14 protein-coding genes, 1 tRNA gene and 1 pseudogene are annotated in these 16442 nt (G+C 63.2%); 14 read left to right on the top strand and 2 right to left on the bottom strand.

Features of this window, described 5'->3' with window-relative positions; translation table 11 throughout:
- Positions 1 to 36 precede the first annotated feature (36 nt).
- The 4 genes and pseudogenes from ACHIRB_RS22805 to ACHIRB_RS22790 all read left to right on the top strand — a co-directional run bounded on the left by ACHIRB_RS22805 (position 37) and on the right by ACHIRB_RS22790 (position 3003).
- The gene (locus tag ACHIRB_RS22805; protein ID WP_395123455.1) at positions 37 to 240 is read left to right on the top strand and encodes a DUF4244 domain-containing protein; all 204 of its coding nucleotides are present in this window, start codon (positions 37 to 39) and stop codon (positions 238 to 240) included.
- Between the two features lie 17 nt (positions 241 to 257).
- Positions 258 to 593, top strand: coding sequence for a TadE family type IV pilus minor pilin (locus ACHIRB_RS22800; protein WP_395123525.1), 336 nt, complete (start codon positions 258 to 260; stop codon positions 591 to 593).
- On the top strand, positions 586 to 948 hold the full coding sequence (locus tag ACHIRB_RS22795; RefSeq protein WP_395123456.1) for an Rv3654c family TadE-like protein: 363 nt from the start codon (positions 586 to 588) through the stop codon (positions 946 to 948). Before ACHIRB_RS22800 ends, ACHIRB_RS22795 begins: the two co-directional genes overlap by 8 nt.
- Before the next feature lie 240 nt (positions 949 to 1188).
- Positions 1189 to 3003, top strand: a pseudogene (locus ACHIRB_RS22790) (APC family permease).
- On the opposite strand, the gene ACHIRB_RS22785 reads toward ACHIRB_RS22790, so the two are convergent.
- A complete protein-coding gene (locus ACHIRB_RS22785; protein ID WP_395123526.1) occupies positions 2988 to 5333 on the bottom strand; it encodes a DEAD/DEAH box helicase in 2346 nt (781 codons plus the stop codon). The pseudogene ACHIRB_RS22790 and the gene ACHIRB_RS22785 overlap by 16 nt on opposite strands.
- Positions 5334 to 5679: 346 nt before the next feature.
- Here ACHIRB_RS22785 and ACHIRB_RS22780 point away from each other — a divergent pair, with 346 nt between their 5' ends.
- From ACHIRB_RS22780 to ACHIRB_RS22745, 8 genes are all read left to right on the top strand, one after another.
- The gene (locus tag ACHIRB_RS22780; RefSeq protein ID WP_005248460.1) at positions 5680 to 5883 is read left to right on the top strand and encodes a cold-shock protein; all 204 of its coding nucleotides are present in this window, start codon (positions 5680 to 5682) and stop codon (positions 5881 to 5883) included.
- Between the two features lie 206 nt (positions 5884 to 6089).
- Positions 6090 to 6674 (top strand): hypothetical protein, encoded by a 585-nt coding sequence (locus ACHIRB_RS22775; RefSeq protein WP_199704896.1) that lies wholly within the window; start codon positions 6090 to 6092, stop codon positions 6672 to 6674.
- A gap of 142 nt (positions 6675 to 6816) precedes the next feature.
- A complete protein-coding gene (gene topA / locus ACHIRB_RS22770; protein ID WP_395115184.1) occupies positions 6817 to 9705 on the top strand; it encodes a type I DNA topoisomerase in 2889 nt (962 codons plus the stop codon).
- 63 nt (positions 9706 to 9768) lie between these two features.
- Complete coding sequence (locus tag ACHIRB_RS22765; RefSeq protein WP_199704898.1) at positions 9769 to 10962, top strand: DNA polymerase III subunit delta'; 1194 nt, start codon at positions 9769 to 9771, stop codon at positions 10960 to 10962.
- Between the two features lie 140 nt (positions 10963 to 11102).
- Positions 11103 to 11178: transfer RNA gene (locus ACHIRB_RS22760), tRNA-Thr, on the top strand.
- Between the two features lie 96 nt (positions 11179 to 11274).
- Complete coding sequence (locus tag ACHIRB_RS22755) at positions 11275 to 12726, top strand: GGDEF domain-containing protein (protein ID WP_395115183.1); 1452 nt, start codon at positions 11275 to 11277, stop codon at positions 12724 to 12726.
- Positions 12727 to 12825: 99 nt separating this feature from the next.
- Complete coding sequence (locus tag ACHIRB_RS22750; protein ID WP_395115182.1) at positions 12826 to 13194, top strand: hypothetical protein; 369 nt, start codon at positions 12826 to 12828, stop codon at positions 13192 to 13194.
- Positions 13195 to 13651: 457 nt separating this feature from the next.
- Entirely contained in the window at positions 13652 to 14059 is a 408-nt protein-coding gene (locus tag ACHIRB_RS22745; protein ID WP_199704899.1) for a hypothetical protein, read from the top strand.
- On the opposite strand, the gene ACHIRB_RS22740 is transcribed toward ACHIRB_RS22745, so the two are convergent.
- Positions 14041 to 14868: a PIG-L deacetylase family protein gene (locus ACHIRB_RS22740; RefSeq protein ID WP_395115179.1), complete on the bottom strand. Its 828-nt coding sequence runs from the start codon at positions 14866 to 14868 to the stop codon at positions 14041 to 14043. The genes ACHIRB_RS22745 and ACHIRB_RS22740 overlap by 19 nt on opposite strands.
- A 271-nt stretch (positions 14869 to 15139) precedes the next feature.
- Between ACHIRB_RS22740 and ACHIRB_RS22735 the strand changes: the two genes are divergently transcribed.
- Positions 15140 to 15685 carry a hypothetical protein gene (locus ACHIRB_RS22735; protein WP_395115178.1) on the top strand — a complete coding sequence of 182 codons (546 nt, stop codon included), beginning with the start codon at positions 15140 to 15142 and terminating at the stop codon, positions 15683 to 15685.
- Positions 15686 to 15727: 42 nt separating this feature from the next.
- Entirely contained in the window at positions 15728 to 16429 is a 702-nt protein-coding gene (locus ACHIRB_RS22730) for a hypothetical protein (RefSeq protein WP_395123457.1), read from the top strand.
- Positions 16430 to 16442 lie beyond the last annotated feature (13 nt).

Raw genomic sequence — 16442 nt, 5'->3', positions numbered from 1 at the left:
GAATCACCGTGTCGGAGAACGAGGGAGGGGAATCGAATGTTGAGGTCGGCGTATCAGGAGATGCAGGCACGATTGCTACTTGCGGTGACAGCGGAGGACGGCATGTCGACCGCCGAGTATGCGATCGGAACCATCGCGGCAGCAGCGTTCGGTGCCGTTTTGTACACGGTGGTCACCGGCGACAGCATCGTCAACGCATTGACGCGGATCATCGACAAGGCGCTCAGCACGTCCGTGTAGTCAGGTGTCATCGCCTCATCGCGGACGAAAGAGGTGCTGTCACAGTCGAAGCCGCAATCGCCATTGCGGCGATCGTGCTGGTTGTCGTGATGTGCATCGGCGCGGTGCTTGCCGTGTCGATGCACATCAGATGTGTCGACGCGGCACGTGAGGCGGCGCGTTTGGCTGCGCGAGGCGACCGAGACAACGCCGTGTCCACAGCGGCGCGGGTTGCACCGGACGGAGCCGACGTCAGCGTTCGGGACGACGGTGATCACATCGTCGCGACTGTGCGGGCGAGTACGCCACTGCTGCCGATGCTCGACATCACGGCGGAGGCTGTTGCTGCGGTCGAGCCTGATGCCGATGACTGACAGGTTTCGCGACGAGCGTGGTGCCGCAACAGTTTTCGCATGTTTTGTAATGCTGGGACTGATTGTGGTCACGGTGCTGATCGTCCAGGTCGGGTCGTTGGTTGCGGTTCGTCACAGAGCCCAGTCCGCTGCCGACCTAGCAGCACTCGCTGTGGCGGGATCGATCGAGAAGGGAGCCGACGCCGCGTGCGCGGCTGCAGAGCCGATCGCGTCCCGGATGTCGGCGGCCGTGCGGGAATGCCGAGTCGACGGTTGGGATGCGGTCGTCACGGTGACGGCTGATGTCGCATTGCCGAGGTTCGGGGCGAAGGAGGTGCAGGCAATCGCACGGGCGGGTCCGGTGGACGAGGAGTGACTGGCGAACCCAGCTACCGACCATCACCCTCGAATCTCATCGCCGGAGTTGCCGTGCGGATTTCGCCAGCGGTGGCAGTATTCGTCGCATGAGCACTGCGGGTATGGGGGCATCAGGGGCACGGCGAAAACTCGCCTTCGCGGGTGGTTCCTGGCCGACATCACCGAGCAGCCCGCCAGCCATCAGGGTCCGTATCGGAAGGTGGACAAGGAGGAGCAGAAGCACCCGTGGTGGAAGGTGATGTGCCTGACCGGCGTCGACTACTTCTCCACCCTCGGCTATCAGCCGGGTATCGCGGCACTTGCTGCCGGAGTCCTTTCCCCGATGGCAACGATCGTGCTGGTGGCCCTCACCTTATTCGGCGCGCTTCCGGTCTATCGTCGCGTCGCGCGGGAGAGTCCACACGGCGAAGGCTCGATTGCGATGTTGGCGAAGCTGCTGCCGAAGTGGCGCGGCAAGATCTTCGTCCTGGTGCTGCTCGGTTTTGCCGCGACCGACTTCATCATCACCATGACCTTGTCCGCCGCCGATGGCGCGGCGCACCTCATCGAGAACCCGTTCGCGCCCGATTCTTTTCATGACAAGAACATGATCATCACGCTGATCCCCCCTCGCACTGCTTGCGGCGGTGTTCCTGAAGGGGTTCACGGAAGCGATCGGCATCGCGGTCACGCTGGTTGCGGTGTTCCTTGCGCTGAATCTTGTTGTTGTGATCGTCGGCCTGTACGAGGTGTTCACGGCTGAGCGCCTGATCACCGACTGGACGTCGGCGATGACAACCGAACACGGCAGCATCTGGATGATGATCGGGATCTCGCTGCTCGTGTTCCCGAAACTCGCACTGGGACTGTCCGGTTTCGAGACCGGTGTCGCGGTGATGCCACAAATCGAGGGCGACGCCGATGACACAGAAAAAGAACCGCACGGCCGAATTCGATGCGCTCGAAACCTGCTGCTGACCTCGGCGTTGATCATGAGCAGCTTCCTGATCGCATCCAGTTTCATCACGACGATCCTCATCCCCGAGGACGACTTCAAGGCCGGTGGTCCGGCGAACGGGCGCGCGCTCGCCTACCTCGCGCACGAACATTTGGGCGAGATCTTCGGCACCGTCTACGACGTCAGCACGATCGCGATTCTGTGGTTCGCGGGCGCGTCGGCCATGGCCGGTCTGCTCAATCTGGTGCCGCGCTACCTACCTCGCTTCGGTATGGCGCCGGAATGGGGTCGGGCGGTACGCCCGCTTGTGGTTGTCTTCGCGGTTGTCGCCTTCGGTATCACCTGGTACTTCGATGCCAGCGTCGATGCCCAGGGTGCTGCCTACGCCACTGGCGTACTCGTGCTGATCACCTCGGCAGCTGTTGCCGTGACGTTGTCGGCGGCGCGAAAAGGTGAGTCTCGCAAAGCAATCGGATTCGGTGTCGTTGCTGCGGTGTTCCTGTACACGACCGTGGCGAATATCTTCGAACGCCCCGAGGGCTTGCAGATCGCGATGCTGTTCATCCTGGCGATCGTGGTCACCTCGTTTGCATCGCGGATTCTGCGGTCGTTCGAACTGCGGGCGATCGACGTCCAGTTCGACGACACCGCGTGTCGATTGCTCACCGAGGCAGCGGAATTCGGCCAGATTAGAATCGTCTGCCACGACGCCTACCGTCTGGACATGGAGGAATACCGGCTCAAAGAGGCGCACCAACGCAAGGACAGCCGGATCCCGGGCGCCGAGCCGGTGATCTTCTTCGAAGTCAAAGTGGTCGACGCGTCCGAGTTCAGCGCTCATCTGCACGTTCGCGGGTGTCAGGAGGGGAGAACCGCATTCTTCGGGTCGACGGTGCAGTCATTCCGAATACCGTTGCGGCAGTGCTACTGCAGATCCGCGACGAATGGAAAACGTTGCCACACGTGTACTTCGAGTGGACCGAGGGCAACCCTGTGACGAATCTGTTGAAATTCCTGTTCGTCGGCGAAGGCGAGGTCGCGCCGGTGACGCGCGAGGTTTTGCGCCGTGCCGAGCCCGACGTTGCTCGCCGACCACATGTTCACGTCGACAGCTGACCCAGCACAGCGGTGAGCAACCGCACAGCGCCGTCCTTGTCGAGCGGGTGATTTCCGTTGCCGCACTTGGGAGACTGCACACACGACGGGCAGCCCGCGCCGCATTCGCACGATGCGATGGCGTCGCGCGTGGCAGTCAGCCATACCTCGATCTCGCTGTGGCCGCGATCGGCGAAGCCCGCACCGCCCTGATGGCCGTCGTAGACGAACACAGTCGGTAGTCCTGTGTCCTGGTGCAAAGCGGTGGAGACACCGCCGATATCCCACCGATCGCATGTTGCGACCAACGGCAGCAACCCGATGGCCGCGTGCTCGGCCGCGTGCAGCGAGCCTGGAAAACGGTCCAGCGAGATGCCGGAGCGTTCGAGCAATTCCGGTTTGACCGTGTACATCACAGCTCGGGTGTGGAGCGTGTGCGCGGGCATGTCGAGTTCGATCTGGTCGAGGACCTCGCCCGACAACAGCTTTCGCATATAGCCGACAACCTGATTGGTCACCTCCACCCGAACAAGTGCGACGCGGACCTCGCCGTACTGCTCGTCGGTGAGCACCTCGTCGATGGTGATGTCGGTGACCTCTCGCGCCGATGTCGTCCACTCGGGTTCCTCGGTGTGGACGAGTGCGATTCCGTCGTCGAGATCGAGTTCGTCGACGACGAAGGTCTCACCCTGATGGATGTACACCGCGCCGCGATGCAGGGTCGCGGGTGCTCGTCCGGCATCCGAGGTACCGAGCATGCGGCCCGATTCGCCGTCGACGATGGCAACCTGATCGCCGATACCACCGCGAATGCTCACTGCCGCATGCGGATTGGTCTCACCTGCGACGAACCAGCCGTGGGCGCGCCGTCGGATCAAACCATCCTCGGCGAGTGCGCTCAGCACATCCCATCCCCCGAGCGCGAGCACCTCGTCGTCGGTCAGCGGTAATTCCATTGCGGCGCACAACAACTGCGGACCCAACACGTACGGGTTGGTCGGGTCTGTGACGGTCGCTTCGACCGGTTTGTCGAGCAGCGCCGCCGGATGGTGAACGAGGTAGGTGTCCAGCGGATCGTCACGCGCGACGAGCAACACGAGTGACCCCTGACCGCTGCGCCCCGACCGACCCGCTTGCTGCCAGAACGAGGCGACCGTTCCAGGGAAGCCGGCGACGACGATCGCGTCGAGACCAGCGATATCCACACCGAGTTCGAGCGCGTTGGTCGTCGCCGCTCCGAGCAGTGTCCCGTCGGCCAGGCCGGCTTCGAGTTCGCGCCGATACTCAGGCAGATAGCCCGCCCGATAGGCCGCGACGCGGGAGACGAGGTCGGGATCGATTTCGGCGAGCAACCGTTGGGTTCCGAGCGCGGTGAGTTCCGCGCCGCGGCGTGACCTGACGAAGGTCAGCGTGCGCGCACCCTCGACAAGGAGGTCGGCCATGATCCGGGACGCCTCACCGGCAGCGGACCGCCGGACGGGCGCACCGTTTTCGCCAGTGACCTCTTTCAGCAGCGGCGGCTCCCACAACGCGACCGTCCGCGGCCCGTGCGGTGACCCGTCCTCGGTGACCGCGACGCACGGCGCACCGACCAACCGGGTCGCGGCCGCAGCGGGGTCGGAGGTCGTCGCGCTGGCGAGGACGAAGACGGGATCGGCGCCGTAGCGAGCGGCGATGCGGCGTAGGCGACGAAGAACGAGCGCGACGTTGGAGCCGAACACACCTCGGTAGTGGTGACATTCGTCGACGACGACGTAACGCAGGTTGCGCATGAAGAAGGACCACCGCGGGTGCGCGCGGAGGATTCCGATGTGCAGCATGTCGGGGTTGGTGAACAACCAGCGCGCGTTTTCGCGGGCCCATTGCCGGACTTCGGTCGGGGTGTCGCCGTCGTACGCGATCGGTCGGACGCCGAACAGGGCATCCGTCGACTCGGTGAGTTCGCGAACCGCGCGGAGTTGGTCGGCACCGAGTGCTTTCGTCGGAGCGAGATACAGCGCGGTGGCGAGCGGATCCTGCGCCAGCGTCGTGAGGATCGGTAGTTGGTAGGCGAGCGACTTTCCCGACGCTGTTCCGGTCGAAACGACGACGTTGCGCCCGCTTGCGGCGATCGACGCGGCCTCGACCTGGTGCGTCCACGGCTCGCTGACGCCAGCTTCGCGCAGCGCTTCGATCACCTCACGCGACGCCCACGTCGGCCATTGCGTCGTCGCCGCGGCTCGAGCGGGCAGATCGGCGACGTGGGTGAGGGGGTCGTCGGCAGCGGGTGTTCCGGCCAAGACACGATTCAGCAACTGTCGGCCGTAGCCGAGTTGGGCGCCGTCGGCCACGTTGTCGTCGCCGGACGAGATGGTCACTCTTCGCTCCTCTGCCGAACTGCATTCCGGTTATCGGACGGCAAACAGACCGGCGGTTCATGTTTGCCTCTCATAGCCCCTCACCTGCGCTTTCACAAGATCAACTTTTTTGAATTGTTGCCGAACTCGACTGTCGAACCTAGCGGTCTCGTGGTTGACTGACTTCTGGTCGCAAGCTTCTGTGTTCGTACGCTCTTCGATGTGCAAGCGCTCGCAGGATCTCTAGTTGCGAGCGGTGTGCTTTGTGCTTCCTGAGGGGGTCAGAAGCGCAGCGGTCGGAACGGGCCCGGCGGGCTGTAAGTGCTGTCCGCCGATTCCGGTTAGACAGAAGAGGATCAGCATGGCACAGGGCACTGTGAAATGGTTCAACGCCGAAAAAGGCTTCGGATTCATTGCACCTGAGGACGGCTCAGCAGACGTCTTCGTTCACTACTCCGAGATTCAGGGCAGCGGCTTCCGCACCCTCGAGGAGAATCAGCGCGTCGAGTTCGAGGTCGGTCAGGGCACCAAGGGTCCCCAGGCCACCGGCGTTCGCGCAGTCTGATCGAATTCGTTCACTTCGAACGAGACATCCGCATGGGCTCGGTCAACTAGACGCGTCCAGCTCGTCCCCCGTCACCGTCCGGTGCCGGGGGACGAGTCGGTTCTGGGGCCAAGTGCGACATTGCGCGGATATATAGGACAAACCTTTCTGGGACCAAGTTCCGTGTCGCGATGTCGGCCACGACGATCTGACCTACTCTCGCGGTTGTGGTCCAGCTGTCCTTCTTCTCTGCTGAATCCGTGCCGCCCGCGGTCACGGATCTCAGCGGGCTGCTCGCTGGACCCGGCCAGGTAGTTACAGCGAACGGAAATGCCCGCATCTCGGTAGTCGTCGATGCGCAGTGGCGGGCCAGGGCGGTTGCCGCGCAGATCGAGCAATGCGGTTTGGACGCCGAAATCGGAGTGTCCGAGGAAGGACATCCGCTGGTCAGGACCGCAAGTGTGCCTGCGCTGGCACCGCTGGCCTCCCAGTGGACCCGCGGTGCGATCAAGTCGCCGCCGGGCGGCTGGGTGCCTGGTCCTCGTGAACTGCGGATCTGGGCTCTGGCCGCTGGTCACGGCGAAAACGGTGGCGAACGCTTCGTCCTTGCACTCGACCCCCGCGCGCCCGATACGCATGCGCCGCTCGCACAATCGCTCATTCGTGCAGGTATCGCGCCGACTATGATCGGTACGAGAGGTGCCAATCCGGGCCTGCGTATTGCCGGTCGACGACGACTGACCAGGCTCGCGGAAAACATTGGCGAAGCACCCCCCGACGCCGACCCGAACGTCGGCTGGCCCCCCTTCTGACGGGCCGCAGGTGGAGGAGAACTGCAGGTATTTGCATACTGTGTGCAACTCTGTAACTCGCTGGATGCATATATAACGGGTCGGCAATGGCCTGTGGTGCATGCTCGTGAGCAGCGAAGATCGATGAAAGGTACGGCAGCAGGTGGCAACAAAGGACAAAGGGACGGCCGCGGCATCGCCCGGGGCAGGACAGAACCTGCGTCGCCTCGTCATCGTCGAATCACCGACGAAGGCGCGGAAAATCGCCCCATATCTGGGACGCGGGTACACGGTCGAGGCATCCGTCGGCCATATTCGCGACCTTCCGCGCGGTGCCGCTGACGTGCCGGCCAAGTACAAGGGCGAGTCGTGGGCCCGCCTCGGCGTCGACGTCGATCACGATTTCCAGCCGCTCTACGTCGTCAGCCCGGACAAGAAGTCGAAGGTCACCGAACTCAAGGCCCTGCTCAAGGACGCCGACGAGCTCTATCTCGCAACCGACCCCGACCGCGAAGGCGAAGCGATCGCCTGGCACCTGCTCGAAACGTTGAACCCCAAGGTCCCCGTTCGCCGGATGGTCTTTCACGAGATCACCGAGGCGGCGATCCGTGCGGCAGCAGCTGATACGCGCGAGCTGGACAACGACCTGGTCGATGCCCAGGAGACCCGCCGCATCCTCGATCGTCTGTATGGCTACGAGGTCAGCCCGGTCCTGTGGAAGAAAGTTATGCCGCGCTTGTCGGCCGGTCGCGTGCAGTCGGTTGCGACGCGCGTCATCGTCCAGCGCGAACGCGAGCGGATGGCGTTCCGTTCCGCCGAATACTGGGACATCTCGGCCAAGCTCGACGCCGGCGCGGAAGCGAGTCCGCGGACGTTCGGTGCCCGACTCGCCACCGTCGACGGTTCCAGGGTTGCCAGCGGTCGTGATTTCGGAGCCGACGGCAAACTCAAGACCAGCAGTGTCACCGTTCTCGACGAGTCGCATGCGCGTCGCCTTGCCGAAGCGCTCGCCGGTGTCGACCTCACGGTGTCCTCGGCCGAATCGAAGCCGTACACCCGCAAGCCCTACCCGCCGTTTATGACGTCGACGCTGCAGCAGGAGGCGGGCCGCAAGCTCCGCTACACCTCGGAGCGCACGATGCGGATCGCGCAGCGACTCTACGAAAACGGCTACATCACCTACATGCGTACCGACTCGACGACGCTGTCGGAGTCCGCGATCAATGCCGCGCGCTCGCAGGCCGAGGACCTCTACGGTCCGGAATACGTGCACCCGACGGCCCGGCAGTACACGCGCAAGGTCAAGAACGCGCAGGAAGCACACGAGGCGATCCGCCCCGCCGGTGACGTCTTCGCGACGCCTGGCCAATTGCACTCCTCGCTCGACACCGACGAGTTCAAGCTCTACGAGTTGATCTGGCAGCGGACCGTCGCGTCGCAGATGGCCGATGCCCGTGGCACCACGTTGACGCTGAAGATCGAGGGCGTCGCGGGCACCGGCGAGACGTGTGTGTTCTCGTCGTCCGGCCGCACGATCACCTTCGCAGGCTTCCTCAAGGCCTACGTCGAGAGCGTCGACGAAGAAGCGGGCGGTCAATCCGACGACGCCGAGTCGCGGTTGCCCGTGCTCGTCGAAGGTCAGGAAGTTACTGCCAGCGAGCTCAATCCGGACGGTCACACGACGAACCCGCCCGCGCGCTACACCGAAGCCTCGCTGATCAAGATCCTCGAGGAGATGGGCATCGGCCGTCCATCGACCTACGCCTCCATCATCAAAACGATCCTCGACCGCGGTTACGTCTACAAACGTGGCAGTGCCCTCGTGCCTGCCTGGGTGGCATTTGCTGTAATCGGTTTGTTGGAAGCCCATTTCGGCCGTCTCGTCGATTACGACTTCACGGCCGCAATGGAAGACGACCTCGACCAGATCGCAGGCGGACTCGAACAACGCGGAAACTGGTTGTCCAGCTTTTACTTCGGTGGCGAAAGTGGCGCCGAAGGATCGGTTGCACGGTCGGGCGGTCTGAAAACGATGGTCGGGTCGCGGCTCGAAGAGATCGATGCTCGTGAGGTCAACTCGATCAAGCTGTTCGCCGATGAGGAAGGTCGCGACGTCTTCGTCCGCGTCGGCCGCTTCGGACCGTATCTCGAACGCTCGGTAAAGAATCCGGACGATCCGGACGGCGATCCGATCTCGCAGCGCGCGAATCTTCCCGACGACCTGCCGCCCGACGAGCTGACGGTCGAGTACGCCGAAAAACTTTTCGCGACACCGCAAGAGGGTCGACGCTTGGGTCCCGACCCGGTTACCGGACACGAAATCGTTGCCAAGGAAGGACGATTCGGTCCGTACGTCACCGAGATCCTCCCAGAACCTGCTCCTGTGCAGGAGGATCCGGCCGCGGCGCCTGCGAAGAAGACTGCCAAGAAGACGGCGGCCAAGAAGGCTGCTGCCGTAAAGCCCCGTACCGGTTCACTTCTCAAGTCGATGGATCTCGCGACAGTGACGCTCGAAGACGCCTTGCGGCTGCTGTCGCTGCCCCGCGTCGTCGGTACCGACCCGACGAGCGGTGAGGAGATCACTGCGCAGAACGGTCGGTACGGTCCGTACCTCAAGCGCGGCACCGACTCTCGATCGCTCGAGAACGAAGAGCAGATGTTCACGGTCACTCTCGAAGATGCCGTGAAGATCTATTCCGAGCCCAAACGTCGTGGGCGCCAAGCCTCTGTTGCGCCGCCGCTGCGTGAACTCGGAAACGACTCTGCGACAGACAAACCGATGGTGATCAAGGACGGCCGGTTCGGTCCGTACGTCACCGACGGTGAAACCAATGCGAGCCTGCGCAAGGGCGACGAAGTCGAGTCGATCACCGATGCGCGTGCGTCGGAGCTACTTGCCGATCGTCGTGCTCGCGGACCAGTGACTCGTAAGAAGGCACCCGCCAAGAAGGCTGCCAAGAAGACCGCAACCAAGACAGCAACCAAGACAGCCGCCAAGAAGACCGTTGCGAAGAAGGCAACCGCGAAGAAGACGCCGGCTCGCAAGAGTTGATCCGACAGGAGTTGATCCGACTGAGGTCGGTCGCTGTCGGGGCTCGGCGCTAGGGTTCCTTTCGTGGCGCGAGTATTCGATCGGTTGGTTGGTCAGCAGGCGGTGGAGGCCGAGCTCAGCGCGGCCGCCGTCGCAGCGCGGCGTGGGATCGGTGCGTCGGGATCGGCGATGACACATTCGTGGTTGTTCACGGGTCCTCCCGGTTCGGGTCGGTCGATTGCCGCGCTGTGCTTTGCCGCGGCGTTGCAGTGCACCGACGAGGGCGTTCCCGGGTGCGGCCACTGCCACGCCTGTACGACGACGATGGCAGGCACTCACGGCGACGTGCGTCGCGTCATCCCGGACGGTCTGAGCATCGGCACAGCCGAGATGCGGTCCATCGTGCCGATCGCGTCCCGTAAGCCGAGCACAGGCCGCTGGCAGGTCGTCGTGATCGAGGATGCCGATCGACTCACCGAAGCAGCGGGCAACGTCCTGCTGAAGGTCGTCGAAGAGCCGCCCGCAAAGACTGTCTTTCTGCTGTGTGCGCCGTCTGTCGATCCCGAGGACATCTCGGTGACCCTGCGGTCGCGCTGCCGTCACGTTCACCTCGTGACGCCCGGTGTGGACGCCATCGCGGGCGTTCTGCGTGAGGTCGACGGGCTGGATGCGAAGACTGCGCAGTGGGCTGCCGGTATCAGCGGTGGCCACGTCGGCCGCGCGAGGCGCCTTGCGACCGACGAGCAGGCACGTGACCGTCGTAAGAAGGCATTGGGGCTAGCGGCTGCGGCGTCACGTCCAGCGCGGGCGTACGAGGCAGCTGACGAGCTTGTGAAGGACGCGGAGTCCGAGGCCAAGGCGATGAGCGAGGTTCGCGACGAGCGGGAGACCGAAGAACTGAAGACCGCACTCGGCGCCGGTGGGTCGGGTAAGGGGACCGCGGGCGTGATGCGTGGGTCAGCGGGTGTGTTGAAAGACCTGGAGCGGCGTCAGAAATCGCGGGCAACGAGGACGAGTCGAGACTCCCTCGATCGTGCGCTGATCGATCTGGCTGGGCTGTATCGCGACGCCCTCTCTGTGTCGTTCGGAGCGAACGGGACCTTGACGCACCCCGACATGGCAGACGAAGCAGGCAGACTTGCCGACATGGCGTCGCAGGAAGGTCTGCTGCGGTGCGTCGAGGCAATCCTCGAATGCCGCGAAGCGCTTGCCATCAACGTGAAGCCGAAGTTCGCCGTCGCTGCGATGGTCGCCACACTCGGTGCGGCAGTTCGGTAGCTATCAGTCGTTTGAGCTGGGCGAATGTGGCATTCGTCCCGCATGACGGTACCGGTGGCGCATTGCTCCGGGCTATCGATGGCAGCCCGTTTTCGCGTTGCGGCGAAGAGCAGATAGACTCGCCTGCGCCGCAAGGCACCGCCGCCTTAGCTCAGTCGGTAGAGCATTTCACTCGTAATGAAAAGGTCAAGAGTTCGATTCTCTTAGGCGGCTCCATCCATCCCCACCAGCGGTTATGCGATTCGCATAGCCGCTGTTTCGGTTTAGAACCGCAGGTATGGACCTCGGGCGCATTTCTGCGAGAATCTTGCGATGGTCGACCACGTGGCGCTCCAGCGTGAATCGCTGAACCGCATTCTCGCGGTCGTGCGAGGCCTCGGCGTCGGCGAAAGTCTCGACGTGACCCTCGACCGTATCGTCCGGGCTGTCGTTGACGTGCTGGGCTTTCAGGCCGTTGTTGTGAACGTCCGTGTGCCCGGCGACGAACTGGTGATCAAAACTGGTTTCGGGCCACCCGAGGTACTGGACATGGTGGGCGAAACCATGTCCCACTCGACCTGGTTGGAAGTGCTGTCCAAGTCGGACCGTTGGGGTGATCTCAGGTTCAGCAAGGACTTGGAGGCGCTCGACGTGGAGGGCCCGGTGGCGTATCGCGATCCTGACGTCTCGCACTATCCGACTGTCCCCGCCGGTGTCGGCGAGACGGCCTGGGAGCCGTCGTTCCTGTTGCTAGCGCCGATGTGGGCGGGACCGGACGACCTGCTGGGTGCCCTGAGTGTCGATCTGCCCGTCTCGGGGAGAGTGCCCGATGCGGAGCAATGCGCGATGCTCGAACTCTTCGCGGGTCAAGCAGGCGTGGCGATCGCCGAAGCGGCCCGCACCGGCAGCGCGCACGACGAACAGCTCCAATATCGGGTGGTATTCCTGAATTCGTTGATCGCCACAGCGATGCTGGGGGCCGACTCCCGGATTGTCGAGGTCAACGGCGCGTTCGAAGCCCTTGTCGGGCAAGCTAACTCGGACTTGGCAGGCAAGGCGATAGACGATGTATTCGACGCCGCGGATACACCTTCGGAGGATGGCCAACCCGACGGCTCATCCGATCGTCGAGTGCGTCGACCCGATGGCCGTTCTCGGTGGGCGCGAGTGCGGGTGCGGCGAGTCGAAGGGGCATCCGGTGAGCGGTACGTGTGTACCGCGGAGGATCGCACCGACGCCCACCTCGAACTGGTCGACCTGCGGGCGCGCGCGGAACGAGACGATCTGACCGGCCTCGCCGTGCGCAGCGTCGCATTACTCGACCTGACAGAACGACTGGGGCGCGGCGACACGCCGTCCACCGTGCATGCGTTTATGTACTGCGATCTCGACAGGTTCAAGTCGGTCAACGATGAGTTCGGACATCCGGCAGGTGATCGTGTCCTCACCGAGGTTGCCGATGTTCTCGTCGAGTGCGCTGCCGAGGGGGATCGGGTGTGCCGGCTCGGTGGAGACGAGTTCGCTCTTGTCGTCACACGTGAATCCCTCGACTCCGTCGAGGCGCTGGCTCGTCGTTGCGTGGAGTCGGTCGCAAAGCTCGCCCCCTCGGATTCGGCGGCGCCGCACAATGACGATGGCGTGAGATTGTCGATCGGTGCGTGTGTCTTTTCGCGGGGAGGTGCGACACAGCATTCTGCGGCAGAGATCGTCGCGGCCGCAGACGCGCAGCTGTACAAGGTCAAGCGCAGCGGCGGAAACAGCTGGCGCGCAGTCGAATTGGATTAGGAAAGCCGATCCGCCGATGCAGTGTCGGCACATCTCTATGTAACACTTCGGTTTTGGCCAACGATTACTTGAAGACATTGCAAAACGGGGAGGGTTTCAATGAAAAAATCTATGGTCGCCGCTGCACGGGTCACCGCGACCGCAGTATCGGTTCTTGGCTTCGCTGCAGTTCTCGGTTCGGGAACGGCCCAGGCCGCGCCGCAGGACTGCACCGTCACGCGAGACCTGATCAGCGCGACCGCAGCGTGTCATGAGAACGACTTTCCCGCCGGCAGGGAGTACTCGCTGATCGTCGAATGCTTCGGCCTGGCGCCCATTCCGAACGCTTTTCCGTTCTTGGCCGTTGGTCCCTACCGCGGTTCGTGGAGTGGATCCTTCAGCCCGAACGGTGGCGGCACCGCATCATGCCTCGGTCCCCTGAGTGTCGGGACAACAACCAACGCATACGTAGTGGTGTACCGCGACTGAGCTCTGACATCGGCTCGCTCCGCTCGCTGGCTTCGGGGTCTAAGTCACGCGCGCTTCCCTCCTTCTCTGGTCGCTCCGCTCCCTCCGTGACATTGGCTCGCTCCGCTCGCTGGCTTCGGGGTCATAGTCACGCGCGCTTCCCTCCTCCTCTGGTCGCTACGCTCCCTCCGTCGTCAGTCCAGCTCGCGTGGACCCCTTCGCCCGAACTGCGCACATTGCGTTGGCACTTCGCACGCCCTGCAACAGGTCGCGGGTGTTGCGCAGTGCCGGGACGCGCTGCGCAGTGCGGGAGCGCGTTGCGTAGTTGGGCGGTGTAATCGGTTCGTTCCCAACGAGTGTTAACACTGCACACACCCGTAGTAGCAGGACACCGATTCGTCGGACGGATCCGCAAACTCTGTGTTAGCTTCCCTGAAATCTGCCGCAGCTGGCGGCAGCTTCCTCCGAGGAGTGCCGTATGTCCCGTCGATGGATTGCTATTGCCGGATTGGCTGCGGCGCTGATGGTTCCGGGTTGTTCCGCCGACGAGAAGACGGGCTCACCCGTGGCGGAGTCGAGCAAGACCTCGTCCGCCGCGTCGACGTCATCGGAGGACGAGTCGGCTTCGGACGACGAAGCAGTGACGCCGCTCGACCTGAATGGGTGCGTCGAAGTGACCGACGCCAACCTCGACCTCTTCGTTGCCACTACCAAGGAAGACGCGCAGAAGGCGGCGGATGTGCTCGAGAGCTACGATCCGCCTGCCTCGGCCAAGGCTGCGATCGACCACTTCGTCGAAACCGGTGGCATTCAGTTCGACGACCCGGATTACGACAAGTACAACGACGCCATGGAGAAGTGGATCGATCAGCTCTGCCCGTCCTGAGACAGGTAACCATCCGTGGCGTCGAGAAACCAGCCGTCCACCATTCCTGCCGGCCGACCCGGTTCGATGTAGTACTCCGTCCCGAAGGCACCCGCGAATACCTCGGGCGGCATTGCCATGAACATTCCGATATCGGTGACCTGGCTGGCGTGGGCCTGCATTGCCGCACGTCGGTGACCGATGAAGGCCGACACGTCCACCTGCCAGTGAATGTCGGATTCGGGTGTGCCCATAGGGTTTCCGTCATCCATCGGCCCGTCCGGATCGAATTCGGGCTCTGCACCCGATGCCGTCGCATGGTCGCGCCACGTTCGCATCCGGTCGCGATTGGACGTCGCCTCCAGCATCCGTGGCCTCCGCGCTGCGAGCTCGGCTGCTCGATGGGCGACGTGATGCACCTTGATGTGGTCCGGGTGGCCGTAACCGCCGTGCCAGTCGTAGCCGATCAGAATGTCGGCGTCTTCCTCGTCGAGAATGAGGACCAGTCGTTTGGCAGCTTCGTCGAGATCGACCTGCAGGAAGGACTCGGGCGCGGTGTTCTCCACCCAACCGGTCATGCCCGAATCGACGTAGTCGAGCCAGGCGACACGGTGTGTTCCCGTTGCGGCTGCGGACGCGTCGGCTTCCTTGCGGCGGCGATCTACGAGGGACTCCCCGGGTGCAAGATCGTCCGGGACTTCGCCGTGATCACCGTTGGTGGCGTAGACGACGACCACACGATGACCTTCCTCGGCCGCACGAGCCATCGATCCGGACGTCAGCGAGCTTTCGTCGTCGGGGTGGGCGTGGAGAAAAACCAGAGTCGACACTCGGTCATCTTGCCTGATGGCGGCATCGACGCAGTGCAAAAGCGGTGTCGGTTACGCTCAGCCTGCTCGTTCATCGGAGGGGTGACGACGAAATGCTTGGGGGAATCGTTTGAAGCGGTCAATCAACTTTTTGGCGTCCGCGTCCATATGCTGCGCTGTGGTTATCGTCGTATCCGGCTGCGGGTCAACGGCCGCGCAGGATTCCGGCAAGCCTGCTTCCCCGCGTGACGAGTTGCTCCTGAGTGAGTCGGAGTTCCCGGCGGGGAGCAAAATGCAGCCGATCACCACAGAGCAACTCGAAGATGGAGCAAGCGAGTTCGCCGAGATTCTCGAGCGCGCCGTGACTACGCCGCCGGAGTGTGCGACCGGACAGTTGGGCCTCGCTGCCACGATGAAAGGCTTCTACGAAGATGCCTCGGTTGCTGCGGCTCTCACGGATTCGACGATTTACACGACAACAGTGGCCGATCGCGAGTTCGATCTCGGGAGCCTGTCCGACGCGACTAGCGATAAGTGCGCAGACACCACTCAAAAGTTCGATATCGGTGGCACTGCCGTTGCCGGTGTGACTCGCAACGAGAAGATCGACCTTCCACCCGATCTTCAGGGCGACAACGTGGTTGCGATCCGCAGCAAGACCACGATCACTTTCGGTTCGGACTCACCGCGTGACGAAGTCAGATACCAAGGGTTCGCCGTAGTCCGAGGAATGTCCGTTGGTGTGAGTGTTGCTGACCTCGACGGCGGTTCGCCTGACACCGCTGAATTCGTCGATTTCTTCGCCGCAGCAGTGCGTAAGGTCGAGAACGCGAAATAGCTGGTTCGACGTCAGCTGACAATTACTACCCGGAGGATTTCGATGCGCTCGTTTACTACGAGAACTGTTGTCGGACTGGCTGCAGGAATTCTTCTGCTCAGCGGCTGCGGTGGATCGTCGGAGTCCGATTCGGGTAAACCCAGCACACCTCGGGAAGAAATGCTGCTGAGTGAATCGGAATTTCCAGAGGGAAGCAAAGTGCAGCCGATCACGGCGGCGGACCTGCAGGCCAAGTCCGACGAGCAGGCGAAGCTTCTCGAGACCGCCGAGATCGATCCGGCCGAGTGTATGTCCAGCGAGAAGGATATTGCGGGTGCAACGAAGGACCTGTTGAACGAGGCGTCGGTGATCGCCGCGTTCGCCGAGTCGACGCTGTATTTCGAAGCAATCATCGACCGTGAACAGGATCTCTCCAAGCTGGCTGCTGCCACGACCGATCCGTGCGCGGAAACCACCCAAAAGTTTGTGACCGAGGGTAAGTCGGTCGTCGTCGTCAACAGCAATGAGGAGCTGGAGCTACCCGACGATCTGCAGGGTGACAACGTGCTCGCTTACGGCAGTTCGACGAAAACGTCGATCGGAGAGGGCGAGCCGATCGTGGGCGGCTCGTACCACGGCTTTGCGAACGTCCGCGGTGTCACCGTGCTGGTGAACGCCGTGAACATCAGCGAGGGGACGCCGGATGCACAGGCGTTCATCGACCTGTTCGCGGCTGCGGTTCGCAAGGTCGAGGACGCGAAGTAGTCGCCCGACTACC

The sequence above is a fragment of the Antrihabitans spumae genome, from assembly GCF_043944905.1.
Lineage (GTDB): Bacteria > Actinomycetota > Actinomycetes > Mycobacteriales > Mycobacteriaceae > Antrihabitans > Antrihabitans spumae.
The sequence above is the reverse complement of the archived record's forward strand: the minus strand, read 5'-3'. Positions and strand labels throughout refer to the sequence as shown.

Excerpts from the sequence above, each read along its gene's own strand:
- ACHIRB_RS22805 (WP_395123455.1), top strand. The coding sequence starts at position 37 with ATGTTGAGGTCGGCGTATCAGGAGATGCAGGCACGATTGCTACTTGCG.
- ACHIRB_RS22795 (WP_395123456.1), top strand. The coding sequence starts at position 586 with ATGACTGACAGGTTTCGCGACGAGCGTGGTGCCGCAACAGTTTTCGCA.
- ACHIRB_RS22780 (WP_005248460.1), top strand. The coding sequence starts at position 5,680 with ATGGCACAGGGCACTGTGAAATGGTTCAACGCCGAAAAAGGCTTCGGA.
- ACHIRB_RS22755 (WP_395115183.1), top strand. The coding sequence starts at position 11,275 with ATGGTCGACCACGTGGCGCTCCAGCGTGAATCGCTGAACCGCATTCTC.
- ACHIRB_RS22750 (WP_395115182.1), top strand. The coding sequence starts at position 12,826 with ATGAAAAAATCTATGGTCGCCGCTGCACGGGTCACCGCGACCGCAGTA.
- ACHIRB_RS22745 (WP_199704899.1), top strand. The coding sequence starts at position 13,652 with ATGTCCCGTCGATGGATTGCTATTGCCGGATTGGCTGCGGCGCTGATG.
- ACHIRB_RS22735 (WP_395115178.1), top strand. The coding sequence starts at position 15,140 with ATGCAGCCGATCACCACAGAGCAACTCGAAGATGGAGCAAGCGAGTTC.
- ACHIRB_RS22730 (WP_395123457.1), top strand. The coding sequence starts at position 15,728 with ATGCGCTCGTTTACTACGAGAACTGTTGTCGGACTGGCTGCAGGAATT.